We start from the raw sequence: 12881 nt of genomic DNA, 5'->3' as shown, positions 1-12881 counted from the left end.
GCGGACGGCTTCGTCCGCCGGAAACTCCAGCAGTCTATGGTGTGCATGGGGCGGTCAGGGGTGGTACCAGAGTCCCCCGTTAGGCTCCTTCCATGGTCGCCGCGCGTGAAGTCACCCTTCAGGAACTCCTCGGGGGCTCCTACCAGTACACGGTCCCGCTCTATCAGCGGACGTACTCCTGGGGCCGCCCGCAGTGGCAGCGACTGTGGGAGGACGTCGTGGATGTCGCCGACCATCGGCGGGACAACCCTTCGGCGACTCACTTCATCGGCTCCCTCGTTCTCGCCGGCTTCCGGGACAACGGGCCCGGTGGCGTCCAGCGGTGGCTCGTGGTGGACGGGCAGCAGCGGCTGACGACGCTGACGCTCCTCCTCACCGCTGTCCGCGACCACCGGGCTGAGCACGAAGGCCCCGTGCACGCCGATCGGGTCAACGAGAAGTACCTGGTCAACAAGTGGGAGGACGGCGATCTCCGGTACAAGGTCCTGCCCACCCAGGCCGACCGTGCCGCCTACCGCGGGCGGGTCGAGCACGCCCCGGACGCTGCCGAAGGCTCCAGGATCAGCGAAGCCCATCAGTTCTTCCTGACGAAGCTGCTCGGGTTGAGCCAACCGTCGGCTGACGGTGAAGAGGAGCCGCTGACCTTGGCGGAGGTCGAGTCCGCCGTCGTCGCCGGCCTGTCGATCGTGTCCGTGACCACCGGGGAGAACGACAACGCCCACCGCATCTTCGAGTCGCTGAACAACACCGGCCTCAAGCTCACCCAGGGCGACCTGCTCAGGAACTACCTGTTCATGCAGCTGCCCACACGGGCGGATGAGGTCTACACCACCCTGTGGCTCCCGTTGCAGAACCTGCTCTCCAATGAGGAACTGGAGACCCTGTTCTGGCTCGACCTGGTGCAACAGGATCCCAAGATCCGCCAGACGGAGATCTACGCGGGGCAGCAGCGGCGCATGCGTGGCCTGCAGGACGAGTCGCAGGTCAGGGCGGAAGTCGAGCGGTTCCTGGCGTTGGGGCGTCTCTACGACGTGATGCTCCGCCCGGAGAAGGAGAAGGACGCCGCAGTGCGGTTCCGCTTGGCGCGCCTGCGCGCCTGGCGCACGACGACGACGTTCCCGATCACACTGCACCTGATGGAGCGCCGGTCGTTGGGGGACATCGACTCGGACGAACTGGCCCGTGCGCTCCTCTACCTCGAGTCGTACCTGGTCCGGCGCCTCGTCTTCGGCCGCTATTCCGACGGTCTCAACACCACCTTGCTCGCGGCCACGGCCGACATCCAGGGTCAGGACGACCCGGCGGATGCCCTGCAGCGCTTCCTCTCCAGCGGACGGAAGCACTTCGCCTCCGACGATCAGATCCGCCAGGCCGTGATGACGGCACCCTTCTACACGACGGGCCGGGCGGCCCACCGGAAGCTGATCCTCCGGTGGATCGAGGAGTCCTACGGCAGCAAGGAACCGGTGGACCTCGACAGCGCGACCATCGAGCACGTCTTGCCGCAGACCCTCACGGAGGAGTGGGAGCGCGCTCTGGCCGGCCAGCTCGAGGCGCACCAGGACCTTCGAGAGGTGCACACCGAGCTCCTCCACACCTTGGGCAACCTCACCCTCACCGGGTACAACAGCGAGCTGAGCAATGGGCCCTTCGCGGTCAAGCGTGCGGAGCTGGCCAAGAGCGGCATCCGCATGAACCAGGAGATCTCCGCTGAGCCGGTATGGGGTCCCGCGCAGATCCGTGCTCGCGCCGAGCGGCTGGCGGACCGGATCGTCGGTATCTGGCCGGGACCCTCAGCAGAGGCCGCCTCGGGAGTCGCCCACACGGCCTGGCAGACGCTGACGGACGCCGTCGAGGCCATTCCCGACGGGTCCTGGACCTCCTACGGCGAACTGGCACGGCTGATCGGAAGCCATCCGGTCCCCGTGGGGACCTACCTCGCACGGACGGCGCTGCCGCACGCTCATCGTGTGCTCCAGGCGGGTGGCACCGTCTCTCCGTCCTTCCGGTGGTCCGACGTCCACCGCACGGACGATCCGCATGACGTCCTCGCAGCCGAAGGCGTGCGCTTCTCCGAGGACGGACGGGCCGACGGCGGCCAGCGGCTGCTGGCGGAGCAGCTCGCCGAGCTCATCGACGTTGACGTCGACCTGACCGATCCCCGGTCACTCGCCGCCCCGGGCAACGACCCTGCGCTGCGGGACCGCTGGGTCGACCGACTTCACGACCACAACGATCCCGAATCGGCCCGCGCACTGATCGAGGTCCAACGAGGCTGGGTCGAGCGCGGTGGCCGGGCGGAATTCGCGGACAATGCTGCCGGCGGTTGTTTCCTGGTCGTCCCGCGCACGTCAGCACGCGCCATCTGGCCGGTGATCCTGTACCCGACGTACGGCGTCGAGGTCGTCCTCTATCACCTGGCGAAGTGGGCTCCCTTCACGGACGAGACGCTTCTCGACGAATTCCGGGGACGTCTGAATCTCATCCCCGGGGTGGAATTCGGCCCTGAGTCTCTCCGCCGACGCCCGAGCATCAAGCCGCAGACCCTTCAGCCGGCCGCGGCGCAGGAGGCGTTCCTCGACGCGCTGGAATGGTTCCTGCGCACCGTCCAGGAGGACGACAGGACTTACTAACAGCCCTGCCAGGGGCAGGCCCTGGCGAGGCGCTGACCCCCTCACCCCGTCCACCCCACCCAGTACGCTCGCCCCATGAAGATCGGTCTCCGCAAGCCCAGCCTGAAGAAGTCCATCAAGGCCCGCACCACGGGCCGTGCCAAGCGTGCGATCAAGCGCAAGGTCATCCCCGGCTACGGCCGCAAGGGTATGGGCTGGCTGCGCGATCCGAAGCGCGCCGCCTACAACGCCGTCTACCGGCGCACCACGGTCGGCCTGGGTGACGTCCTGAAGATGTTCAAGTGACCTCCAGGCCCTCGCGGACCTGACCGGGGCGGCCCGGTGGAGGCGCGCAGCCGGCCTGCGCCGCCGGCCTGGCCACTGACAGCCTGGGCCGCCGCCGCCCCTCACCGGCCCGCGAACGCCTCCACCCGCCGCACGGCCTCCGGGTGCTCGGACGCCGCCGCGATCGACGCCGCCTCCTGCCGCACATGCGCGCGCAGCGCCTCGACGTCGGCCCCGCGCGCCAGCGCCTTCGTCGGCCCATAGGTGTGCGCCGGACCGGCCACCAGCTCGTCCTCGAGCTCCGCCAGATGCGCCGCGAACGCGTCCCCGGCCACCGCCTCGGTCGCCAGGCCCCACGCGACGGCCTCGGCCCCGTTCAGGCGCCGCCCGCCGAGCAGCAGCTGCGTCGCGCGCACCGGCCCCAGCACCCGCGGCAGCCAGTAGGACACGCCCGTGTCCGGCGTCATCCCGAGCGAGGAGAACGCCGTCACCAGCTGCGCGTCCTCGCGCACCAGCACGACATCGCCGCCCAGCATGAGCCCGAGCCCCGCCCCGGCGGCCGTCCCGTTGACGCCGGCCAGCACCAGCAGGCGAGAGCCCGTCAGCGCCACCGCGACCTCGCCCGCCGCCTCGCCGAGCTCCTGGATCATCGCGCGCCGCTCCGGCCCGGCGGGGGAGGCGGCCATGGCCTGGACGTCCCCGCCGCCGCAGAAGATCCGTCCCGCGCCGGTCAGCGTGAGCACGTGCACGGAGTCGTCCGCCTCGGCCGCGGCGATCGCCGCGAGCACCTCGCGCGCCATCGTCAGTCCGAGCGCGTTGCCCTTCGCGGGCCGGTTCAGCGTCAGCCGCACGACGCCGGGCCGCGTCTCGACGAGGACGGCGGGGGCGTCGTCGGAGGAAGAAGGGGTGGGTGCGGTGGTCATGTCAGCTCCTGGGGTTGGCGGGTGCGGTGCACGGGTGCCGGCCGCGAGGACGGCCGGCCGGGCATGGGGTGGGTGCGCGATCCGAAGCGCGCCGCCTACAACGCGGTCTACAAGCGCACCACGTTCAGCGTCTGGGACCTGTTCCGCTGAGTCTGTTCCTCACGCGGGCTGGTCCGCCTCGTCCTCGTCATGCTCCTCCACGCTGCGGATCAGGGCCCGCAGGAACGCGGCCGCGCCGGCGAGCTCGGCCGGGGTGAGGCCCTCCACCGCGGCGAGCATACTGCGGTGCATGGCGCCCAGGGTGGCGCGGACCTCGTGGTCCGTCTTGGCCGTCGGCTCCACCACCACGGATCGGCGGTCCTGTGGGTGGGGCGCCCGTCGGGCGTAGCCGTCTCGGACCAGTCGGTCCACCAGGGCGCTGGCGGAGGCCGGGGTGATCTCCAGGGCGCTGGCCAGATCCCGCTGACGGACCTTGTGGCCGCGTCGGTCGGCCCGCAGCAGGTAACGCAGGGCTGACAGGTGGGTCTCTCCCATCCCCATGCTGTCCCGGGTGCGGGCGCGCATGCGCCGTTCGGCCTCCCGGTAGCGTCGCAGCAGGTTGAGCACGTCCACAGGTTCGATCTCGCGGGCGCCGCGGGTGTACCAGTAGCCCGACGTCGGTTCGCCATCCGTGCTGGTCAGCGTGGAGTGCTCCTCACCCATGCGCTCTTGAACCTCCCTGTTCACGTCACACCGAAAATTTGGTTAGTCTTCCTAACGCATAGTTAGACTAACATTTTCCAGGTCACGGCGATCTCTGTGAGGGGGCGCCCGGGCCGCGGCGAGAGGAATGTCATGACAGCAACGCTGGAGGCCCCCCAGGCCATGGGGCGGACCCTGTCCGCCGTCCCGCCCATACTCGAGTCCCCGGCGCCGCAGCCCGCCGCCTTCCGTGAGCGCTGCGCCCGCCTGGCCATGAGTGCCGCGCGGGCCGTCACCGTGTTCCCCGAGGTCGCTGAGGCCAGGTTCGCCATCACCGGCACCCCCTCCGCCCCCGCGCTGGAGGTGGACTGCATCCTGCGGGACGGAGAGGACACCGCGGCGGTCATCGAGACCATCACGGTGCACCTCGTCGAGGACCTCGAGGAGCTGCTCGGCGCACGGTTCCACGAACGTCGGCTGGAGCTGGTCGTGGACCGCAGCCTGCCCCGGGTGGGCGTGGGGGTCGTCTCCGCGCCCTGAGGGAGGCGCTCACGCGAACGCGCTCATCCCGGTCAGGTCCCGGCCGAGGATCAACGCCTGCACGGACTCGGTGCCCTCGTAGGTGTGCAGCGCCTCGACGTCGGCGAAGTGCCGCATCACCCGGTGCTCGAGGAGGATGCCGTTGCCGCCGAGCATGTCCCGGGCGATCTGCGCCACCCGGCGCGCGCCCCGGGTGCAGGCGTACTTCAGCAGGGAGGCCTGCTCGTCACGCAGCCGCCCGGCCGCCTGCAGGCGGGCCACGGCCACGCAGCGGGTCTGCATCGCGGTCACCTCGTCCAGCATCTGCGCGAGCCGTTCCTGCACCATCTGGTGCGCTCCCAGCGGCTTGCCGAACTGCTCCCGCTGCCGGGCGTAGGCCAGCGCGGCCTCGAACATGGCGGTCGCGTGGCCCAGCGCGGACCAGCCCACGTTCACGCGGGTGGCCACCAGCACGCGCGCGGCGTCCTTGAACGTCGCCACGTCCGGCAGCCGCGCGTCGTCGCCGACCCGCACGTCGGTCAGCGTGATCTCGGCCTGGTGGATGGCCCGCAGCGCGCCCTTGCCCGTGATCACCTCGGCCTCGTAGCCGGGCGTGGACTGCTCCACCACGAACCCCTTGACCTGGCCGTCCTCGGTGTCGCGCGCCCACACGATCGTGATGCCCCCGGCGGCCCCGTTGCCGATCCACTTCTTGGCGCCGTTCAGCACCCAGCCGCCGGCGCCGTCGGGCCGCGCGGACGTCTCGAGGGACACCGAGTCCGAGCCGTGCAGCGGCTCCGTGAGTGCGAACCCGCCCGGCAGCGTGCCGCGCGCCACCGGTTCGAGGTACCGCTCCTTCTGCTCCGGGCTCGCGCAGTGCACCAGGGCGCGCAGCACGAGCCCGCCCTGCACCGCCGCCGCGGCCGCCATCGACCCGTCCGCCCGGGAGATCTCCATCGCCACCAGGCCCGCGGCCAACGGGGACATCACCGGGTGCCCCGGCACCTCCAGCCCGTCGGTGAGCAGGTCCAGCTCGCCCGCCCGCGCCACCAGGTCCAACGGGTACTCCGCCCGGTCCCAGTGCCCGTCGATCCGCTCGAGCACCTCGCGGCCGTAGGCGCGGGCGCGGTCCCAGTGCGCGCGGTCCTCGTCCGTGGCCTCCCCGAACGCGTCCAGGTAGTCCACGTCCAGGGGCGTGACGACGTCGTAGGTCGGCTTCTGCCTGCGCGTCACCGGGCCTCCTGCGTCCGCTCGGTGCGCAGCGCGCGCTTGAGGAGCTTGCCCGACTGGTTCCGCGGCAGCTCCGCCACGAAGTCCACGCGCTTGGGCACCTTGAAGCCCGCCAGCCGCTCCTTCACGTGGGCGCGCACGGTCTCCGCGGTCAGCTCGGCGCCCTCCTTGAGCACGACGACGGCGGTCACCGCCTCGATCCAGCGCTCGTCCGGCAGGCCGATGACGGCGACCTCGGCCACCTCGTCGAGCTCGTAGATCGCGTCCTCGACCTCGCGCGGCGCGACCAGCACGCCGCCCGTGTTGATGACGTCCTTGATGCGGTCCACCACCTGGATGTAGCCGGCGGCGTCCTGGGTGACCTGGTCGCCGGAGCGGAACCAGCCGTCGTCGGTGAACGCGTCCGCGGTGGCGTCCGGGCGGTTCCAGTAGCCGGAGAGCAGCTGCGGCGAGCGGTACTGGATCTCGCCGGGCTCTCCGGGCGCGGCGGGGGCGCCGTCGGCCGTCATCACCCGCGCCTCCACGTGGAACACGGGGCGGCCGCACGAGGCCGGCCGCGCGTCGTGCTCCTCGGGGCGCAGCACGGTGCACAGCGGGCCCAGCTCGGACTGGCCGAAGCAGTTGTAGAAGCCGATGCCCGGCTGGCTCTGACGCAGGCGCTGCAGCACGGTCACCGGCATGATCGAGGCGCCGTACTGGGCCTTGCGCAGCGAGGAGAGGTCGCGCGTGGCGAGGTCCGGGTGGTTCGCCAGCGGCACCCAGACGGTGGGCGCCAGGAACAGGGAGCCGATGTGCTCGGTCTCCACCAGCTCGAGCATCCGGGGGATGTCCGGGGCGGCCAGCAGGCGCACCGTGGCGCCGAGGCTCAGGTAGGGGAGCAGGAACACGTGCATCGCGGCCGAGTGGTACAGCGGCATGGCCACGAGGGGGCGGTCCTCGGCCGTGAAGTCCAGCGCGATGATCGAGGAGAGGTACTCCGCCACGAGCGCCCGGTGGGACATCATGGCGCCCTTGGGGGTGGAGGTGGTGCCGGAGGTGTAGAGCAGCTGGGCCAGGTCGGTGGCCGACACCTCCGTCTCCGGGGCGGCGGCGTCCAGCGTCTCGTCCTGGGCGGTCTGAAGCACGGAGGGCTCGGCGTGGCCGGCGGGCAGCATGGTCCACACGTGCCGCAGAGCCGACGCGCGGCCCTCGGCCCGGACCTGGTCGACGCGCTCGAGCATGCCGGCGTCGGCCACGAGCAGCTCCGCGCCGGAGTCCTCGAGGGCGTGCGCGAGCTCGCCGCCCTTGAGCGCGAAGTTCACGGGCACGTGCACGTAGCCGGCCGTGACGCAGGCCAGGAAGAGCAGCGCATAGGCGTCCGAGTTGGTGGCGTAGGCGGCCACCCGGGTGCCGGCCGGCAGGCCGGTGTCCTGGAGGCGGCGGGCCACGCGGTGCGCTCCGTCCCGGAGCTGGGCGTAGGTCCAGTCGCGGTCCTCGAAGCGCAGGGCGACGGCGCGCGGGGAGCGGGCGACCGCGCGTGCGAACACGCGGCCGATCGTGTCCTCCGGGGCGGGGGAGAGGCGGGCGGCGGCGTCGGTGGGGTGGGTGATCTGGTCTGGCATGGGAACCTCCGGGGGATGGGTCAGAGACGTTCGATCACGGTGACGTTGGCCTGGCCGCCGCCCTCGCACATGGTCTGCAGGCCGTAGCGGCCGCCGCTGCGCTCGAGCTCGTGCAGCAGGGAGGTCATCAGGCGGGCGCCGGTGGCGCCGATGGGGTGGCCCAGGGCGATCGCCCCGCCGTTGACGTTGACCTTCGCCGGGTCCGCGCCGGTCTCGGTCAGCCAGGCCAGCACGACGGCGGCGAACGCCTCGTTGATCTCCACGAGGTCCATGTCGTCGATGGTCAGGCCCATGCGGTCGAGCGCGTACGCCGTCGCCGGGATGGGGGCGGAGAGCATCATGACGGGGTCGGCGCCGCGGGCGGAGAGGTGGTGGATGCGGGCTCGCGGGGTGAGACCGTGGCGGCGCACGGCCTCCTCGGAGGCGAGCAGGAGGGCGGCCGCGCCGTCGGACATCTGGGACGCGGTGGCCGCGGTGTGCAGCCCGCCGGGGACGATCGGGTCGAGCGAGGCGATCTTCGCGGCGTCCGGGGTGCGGGGTCCCTCGTCCGCGGTGAGGCCGGCGAGGGGCAGGATCTCGCGGTCGAAGCGACCGTCGGCCTGGGCGGCGAGCGCGCGCTCGTGGGAACGCACCGCGAACTCCTCCAGGGCGTCACGGTCCAGGTTCCAGTGCCGGGCCATCATCTCGGCCCCGCGGAACTGGGAGATCTCCTCGTTCCCGTAGCGGGCGGCCCAGGACTCGGAGCCGGTGAACGGGTCGGGGAAGCCGAGCTCGCGGGCGGCCGTGTTGGACCGGGAGAGCGGGATCGCGGACATGGACTGGACGCCACCGGCGACGACGAGGTCCGCCGTCCCGCTCATGACGGCCTGCGCGGCGTAGTGGACCGCCTGCTGGCCGGAGCCGCACTGGCGTTCGACCGTGGTGCCGGGGACGTCCTCGGAGAGCCCGGCCGCGAGCCAGGCGTTGCGCGCCACGTCCATGGCCTGGGGGCCGAGCTGGTCGATGCAGCCGAGGATGACCTCGTCGTATCCGGCCGAGTCGATGTCCTGGCGGGCGACGATCTCGCGCAGCGGCGCGGCCGCCAGATCGAGGGGATGCACGCCGGCAAGCCCCTTCCCTCGGCGACCCACGGGGGTGCGGACAGCGTCGATGATGTAGGCCTCGGGCATAGGGGCTCCTCCGGACGGCGGGGACGTGACGCCGATCACGCTATTGCTTGGACGTCCAACGATCAAGAGTGTGACGGGATCCGTCGGGCGGCGTGGAGGAGCGCCGTTTCGTCAACGAAAGCGGCTCGGGGCGCGCCGTTTCGGCCACGAAAGCGCTGGGGCCGGGCGTCGCCTCGCCCTGGTCAGGACCCCCTGCCCCGGGCCTACCGTGAGGGCCAGCGGCGCGCACCCGTGCCGCCGAGACGAGAGGAGCCGTCCATGGCCACCCCGCACACCCCCGACCCCCAGGACGCCCGGCGCGCACGCGAGGCGACGGACGAGACCTCCGGCGCCGCGTTCGACGGCGACACGCCCCCAGCCGAGGGTGCAGGCGTCGGCCCGACCAACCCGGGCATGGACGTGGAGCAGACCGGCGAGCGCTCGGCCGGCAAGATCGTGCTCGGGCTGATCATCGCCCTCGTGGTCATCGGCGTCCTGCTGTTCATCCTGGGCCGCGTCGCCGGTCTCGGCTGAGCCGCGGCGCAGACGCCTCGGGCACGCCACCGGCCCATCACGACCACGGGGCGGGCACCGATCCGTCGGTGCCCGCCCCGTGGTCGTGTCCGCTCTGCGGTGATGCCGTTCAGCGGCGACTCCGCGCCGTCGCAGCGGTCAGAAGCCGCCGCCCATGGTCCGGCGGCCACCCGCCGTGCGTCGGCCGACGGCACCGGACCGGCCGCGGGAGGCGAGGGCCCCGCCGAGCAGCCCGCCCAACAGGCCGGTGCCGAGTCCGCCCGTGGACCGGGCCGAGGGCCCGAAGCCGCCGCGGTACGCACCGGGGCGGCGCCCGCGCGTCGTGCCCCCGGCGCCGCGGCGCGAGAGCTCACGCAGCGCCAGACCGCCGAGCGTGCCCACGAGGGCACCGCCCAGGCCGCTGGAGCGGCGTCGCTGAGAGCGGGCCTGCCGGCCGAAGCCTCCGGACCGGCCGACGTGCGCACCGATGGTGGGTCGGCTGGAGCGGCGGTCACCGCCGCCGAGAGTGCGGGTGATGCTGGAGAGGATGCCCATGGTGTCCTCCTCGGACGTCGTGCCGGCCACTCGTGCGTGGCCGGTCGGGTGCGCCTCAACGTAGGCGCCGACCCCCGCACGGTGTCCAGACCGCACCTCCTCATGCATCGAGGCGGGATATCCACCCCACGGCCGCCCGCGGCAGCCGGATGAGGTCGATATCCCGCCTCGAAACGCGCGGGCGGGGGCGTCAGTCCTGGAGCGGGGAGGTCTTCGGCTCGTCCCTCCAGAGGGCCACGTTCCGCGCCTCGGGCAGGTCGGAGATGTGGAAGCCCGGATCCATGCCCGCCTTGAGCTTGCGCTCGTAGTCCCGGAGCAGCTTCACGGCCAGCCCGCCCAGCGGGATGATCGCCACGAGGTTGATGGTCGCCATGAGGGCCGCGAACGTGTCCGCGAGGTTCCACACCAGCGCCACGGAGCCGAGCGCGCCGCCGACCACGCACACCAGCACGAGCACGCGGAACACGCTGATGGCCCGACCCGCGTGGCGGCCGGCCAGGTACCGGATGTTGGCCTCGCCGTAGTAGGTGTTGCCCAGCACGGAGGACCAGGCCAGGAAGAAGATGATGACGGTCAGCGCCGGGCCGGCCCACGCGCCCACGGCCTGCTGGAGCGCACCCTGGGTCACCTGCATGCCGAGCGCCTCCCCGCGTCCGTAGGCCGGGTTGGAGAGCAGGATGACGAACGCGGTGGCCGAGCACACGATCAGGGTGTCGAAGTAGACGCCCAGGGACTGCACGAAGCCCTGCTTGGCCGGGTGGGAGACGGCCGCGGTGGCGGCGGCGTTCGGGGCGGAGCCCATGCCGGCCTCGTTGGAGAACATGCCGCGGCGCACGCCCTGCATCACCATCGTCATGCCGACGGCGGCGCCCGCGACCTCGCGCAGGCCGAAGGCGTGGCCCACGATCAGCGCGATCATGCCCGGGACCTCGGTGATGTTGACGACCATCACGATCAGGGCCAGGAAGATGTAGAACGTGGCCATCACGGGGACCAGCACGTTGGTCACGGCCGAGAGCCGGCGCACGCCGCCGAAGATCACGAGGCCGGTGAGGGCGGCCAGGCCCAGGCCCACGATCCACGCGGTGGTGGAGGACGCGCCCCAGTTGGCCTGCACGGACTCGGAGATCGAGTTGGACTGCACGGCGTTGAACACGAAGCCGTAGGTCACGGTGATGGCGACGGCGAACACGGCCGCCAGCCACTTCGCGCCCAGACCGTCGCGGATGTAGTACGCGGGCCCGCCGAAGTAGCCGTCCGCGCCCTTCTGCTTGTACAGCTGGGCCAGCGTGGACTCGACGAACGCGGTGGCGCCGCCGATGATCGCCAGCAGCCACATCCAGAACACGGCGCCCGGGCCGCCGATCACGATCGCGATCGCCACGCCGGCCACGTTGCCGGTGCCCACGCGCGAGGCCGCCGAGATGGTGAAGGCGCGGAACGGGCTCACGCCGTCGTTCTCGAATCCGGTCTGGGACTTGGCCGTCACCGACCGGAGCATCTCCGGGAGCATGCGCACCTGCACGCCCACGGTCCGGATGGTGAACCACACCCCCGCCACGAAGAGCAGCGCCATCACGACGTACCAGTACTTGTCGTTGAAGGCGGTGACGGCCGCTGTGATCTGTTCCACTGTCGCTTCCACAGCCCCACCCTAGAGGCTGGGGCGGAGGACGCGGAATCGGGGCCGGGGTCAGCCGGCGGCGGCGTCGTCCTCGACGCGGAGCTGGATCAGCTGCCCCATCCGCTCGGGCAGGTCCCCCTCGGGGGTGCCGACGCTGGCGTGGCGGGCGGCGGCCCGGGCGAGGTCGTCGGCCAGTTCGTTGCCGTGCACGCCCACGTGGCCCTTGACCCACGTGGTGTCCACCTGGACGTCCGCGGCCTGCGCCAGGTCGACGGCGGCCAGCAGGCGCCGCAGGGTGCGGCGGATGCGCTCGCCCCGGGCGCCGCCGAGGGTGAGCCGCTCGCGGCGGGCGGCGTTGAGCAGGGCCAGCGCGGCGCGCGAGTCCGAGTGGATGGTGACCCGGCCGCCGGGGGTGCCCGCCCACGCGCAGATCACGTGCCCCAGCACGAGCGCCTCGAGTTCCACCTCGAGCGGCATCGTGGCCCCGGCCACGGCCTGCACGGCCCACATGCTCGGCCCGGCGACGGCGGCCGCCCCGCCGATGCGGGAGCCGCGCAGCACGGAGCCGTCCACGTACACGTCCGTCACGTCCGCCTCGTCCGCGAACGTGAGGCTGTGGGTCACCCCGGGCAGGTTGCGGCGCAGGAAGCGGTCCGTGCGGCGGCGGGAGAGGAAGACGCCGGAGGAGCGGCGCAGCGCGTCCTCCTCCTCCTGGGCGGCCTCGATGGCCTCGAGCGGGATCCGGGCCGCGCCCGTCTGGGCGACCGTCTCCGGGTCCACGTCCGGCAGCAGGTAGCTGGAGCGCTGCGTGCCCACGGGGGACTCGTCGAGCCGGTAGGAGACCACGCGCGTGTCCACGGGGGCGAGGACCTCGAGCAGGGAGAGCAGCTCGGCGTCCCGGTCCGAGCCCAGCCGCACGATCACCGGGCGCTCCGGCGGCAGGTCGACGGTGACGGTGGACCAGAAGGCGCTCAGATGCGCCGTGCCGACCATCCCGGTGTAGACGTGGCCGCGGACGTCGTCGCCGAGCTCGCGCAGCTCGAGCTCGCGGGCCACGTAGACGATGCCCCCCGTCGTCGGATGCAGGTCCAGGCGGAGGGCGGGGCCGTGGTCCACGCCGGGCAGCATGGCCAGCGGGCTGGCCACCACGCGGACGCCGTCCCGGCGGATCCGGGTGCGCGGCGGGGAGG

General features: G+C 72.3%; 13 protein-coding genes. 5 read left to right on the top strand and 8 right to left on the bottom strand.

All coding sequences use genetic code 11. The features are described 5' to 3' along the window. Window positions 1-92 precede the first annotated feature (92 nt). The gene (locus tag CITRIK5_RS08285) at window positions 93-2633 is read left to right on the top strand and encodes a DUF262 domain-containing protein (RefSeq protein ID WP_159833498.1); all 2541 of its coding nucleotides are present in this window, start codon (window positions 93-95) and stop codon (window positions 2631-2633) included. 75 nt (window positions 2634-2708) lie between these two features. Next, window positions 2709-2918, top strand: coding sequence for a hypothetical protein (locus CITRIK5_RS08280; protein ID WP_002857973.1), 210 nt, complete (start codon window positions 2709-2711; stop codon window positions 2916-2918). A 101-nt stretch (window positions 2919-3019) separates the two neighbouring features. Here CITRIK5_RS08280 and CITRIK5_RS08275 read toward each other — a convergent pair whose 3' ends face one another. Then, window positions 3020-3820, bottom strand: coding sequence for an enoyl-CoA hydratase/isomerase family protein (locus CITRIK5_RS08275; protein WP_159833496.1), 801 nt, complete (start codon window positions 3818-3820; stop codon window positions 3020-3022). A gap of 21 nt (window positions 3821-3841) precedes the next feature. On the opposite strand from CITRIK5_RS08275, the gene CITRIK5_RS12330 reads away from it, so the two are divergent. After that, complete coding sequence (locus tag CITRIK5_RS12330; protein WP_255351296.1) at window positions 3842-3970, top strand: hypothetical protein; 129 nt, start codon at window positions 3842-3844, stop codon at window positions 3968-3970. Window positions 3971-3979: 9 nt separating this feature from the next. Here CITRIK5_RS12330 and CITRIK5_RS08270 read toward each other — a convergent pair whose 3' ends face one another. Beyond that, on the bottom strand, window positions 3980-4522 hold the full coding sequence (locus CITRIK5_RS08270; RefSeq protein ID WP_159833494.1) for a MarR family winged helix-turn-helix transcriptional regulator: 543 nt from the start codon (window positions 4520-4522) through the stop codon (window positions 3980-3982). 132 nt (window positions 4523-4654) lie between these two features. Between CITRIK5_RS08270 and CITRIK5_RS08265 the strand changes: the two genes are divergently transcribed. Next, window positions 4655-5041 carry a hypothetical protein gene (locus CITRIK5_RS08265; RefSeq protein WP_159833492.1) on the top strand — a complete coding sequence of 129 codons (387 nt, stop codon included), beginning with the start codon at window positions 4655-4657 and terminating at the stop codon, window positions 5039-5041. Window positions 5042-5050: 9 nt separating this feature from the next. Here the strand turns inward: CITRIK5_RS08265 and CITRIK5_RS08260 are convergent, their stop codons facing one another. Genes CITRIK5_RS08260 through CITRIK5_RS08250 form a run of 3 tightly spaced genes read right to left on the bottom strand, consistent with a single transcriptional unit; the run spans window position 5051 to window position 9020 of the window. Continuing rightward, the gene (locus CITRIK5_RS08260) at window positions 5051-6253 is read right to left on the bottom strand and encodes an acyl-CoA dehydrogenase family protein (RefSeq protein WP_159833489.1); all 1203 of its coding nucleotides are present in this window, start codon (window positions 6251-6253) and stop codon (window positions 5051-5053) included. After that, window positions 6250-7851 carry a fatty acyl-CoA synthetase gene (locus tag CITRIK5_RS08255; RefSeq protein ID WP_159833487.1) on the bottom strand — a complete coding sequence of 534 codons (1602 nt, stop codon included), beginning with the start codon at window positions 7849-7851 and terminating at the stop codon, window positions 6250-6252. The genes CITRIK5_RS08260 and CITRIK5_RS08255 overlap by 4 nt, the downstream gene beginning before the upstream one ends. 20 nt (window positions 7852-7871) lie before the next feature. Beyond that, entirely contained in the window at window positions 7872-9020 is a 1149-nt protein-coding gene (locus CITRIK5_RS08250) for an acetyl-CoA C-acetyltransferase (RefSeq protein WP_159833485.1), read from the bottom strand. A 258-nt stretch (window positions 9021-9278) separates the two neighbouring features. Here CITRIK5_RS08250 and CITRIK5_RS08245 point away from each other — a divergent pair, with 258 nt between their 5' ends. Then, window positions 9279-9533, top strand: a complete 255-nt coding sequence (locus tag CITRIK5_RS08245) for a DUF6480 family protein (protein ID WP_159833483.1) — start codon at window positions 9279-9281, stop codon at window positions 9531-9533. Window positions 9534-9671: 138 nt separating this feature from the next. On the opposite strand, the gene CITRIK5_RS08240 is transcribed toward CITRIK5_RS08245, so the two are convergent. From CITRIK5_RS08240 to CITRIK5_RS08230, 3 genes are all read right to left on the bottom strand, one after another. Next, window positions 9672-10067 (bottom strand): hypothetical protein, encoded by a 396-nt coding sequence (locus CITRIK5_RS08240; RefSeq protein ID WP_159833481.1) that lies wholly within the window; start codon window positions 10065-10067, stop codon window positions 9672-9674. 190 nt (window positions 10068-10257) lie between these two features. Then, entirely contained in the window at window positions 10258-11700 is a 1443-nt protein-coding gene (locus CITRIK5_RS08235) for a sodium:alanine symporter family protein (RefSeq protein WP_159833479.1), read from the bottom strand. A 60-nt stretch (window positions 11701-11760) separates the two neighbouring features. Then, a partial coding sequence (locus CITRIK5_RS08230; RefSeq protein WP_159833477.1) for an RNase H family protein occupies window positions 11761-12881 on the bottom strand: 1121 nt, incomplete at its 5' end.

The sequence above is a fragment of the Micrococcus sp. 116 genome (assembly GCF_902506395.1).
Classification (GTDB): domain Bacteria; phylum Actinomycetota; class Actinomycetes; order Actinomycetales; family Micrococcaceae; genus Micrococcus; species Micrococcus luteus.
Note: the sequence above shows the minus strand (reverse complement) of the source record. Positions and strands in the feature narration are given on the sequence as shown.

Excerpts from the sequence above, each read along its gene's own strand:
- CITRIK5_RS08250 (WP_159833485.1), bottom strand. The coding sequence starts at position 9,020 with ATGCCCGAGGCCTACATCATCGACGCTGTCCGCACCCCCGTGGGTCGC.
- CITRIK5_RS08255 (WP_159833487.1), bottom strand. The coding sequence starts at position 7,851 with ATGCCAGACCAGATCACCCACCCCACCGACGCCGCCGCCCGCCTCTCC.
- CITRIK5_RS08285 (WP_159833498.1), top strand. The coding sequence starts at position 93 with ATGGTCGCCGCGCGTGAAGTCACCCTTCAGGAACTCCTCGGGGGCTCC.
- CITRIK5_RS08245 (WP_159833483.1), top strand. The coding sequence starts at position 9,279 with ATGGCCACCCCGCACACCCCCGACCCCCAGGACGCCCGGCGCGCACGC.
- CITRIK5_RS08270 (WP_159833494.1), bottom strand. The coding sequence starts at position 4,522 with ATGGGTGAGGAGCACTCCACGCTGACCAGCACGGATGGCGAACCGACG.
- CITRIK5_RS08275 (WP_159833496.1), bottom strand. The coding sequence starts at position 3,820 with ATGACCACCGCACCCACCCCTTCTTCCTCCGACGACGCCCCCGCCGTC.
- CITRIK5_RS08240 (WP_159833481.1), bottom strand. The coding sequence starts at position 10,067 with ATGGGCATCCTCTCCAGCATCACCCGCACTCTCGGCGGCGGTGACCGC.
- CITRIK5_RS08265 (WP_159833492.1), top strand. The coding sequence starts at position 4,655 with ATGACAGCAACGCTGGAGGCCCCCCAGGCCATGGGGCGGACCCTGTCC.
- CITRIK5_RS08280 (WP_002857973.1), top strand. The coding sequence starts at position 2,709 with ATGAAGATCGGTCTCCGCAAGCCCAGCCTGAAGAAGTCCATCAAGGCC.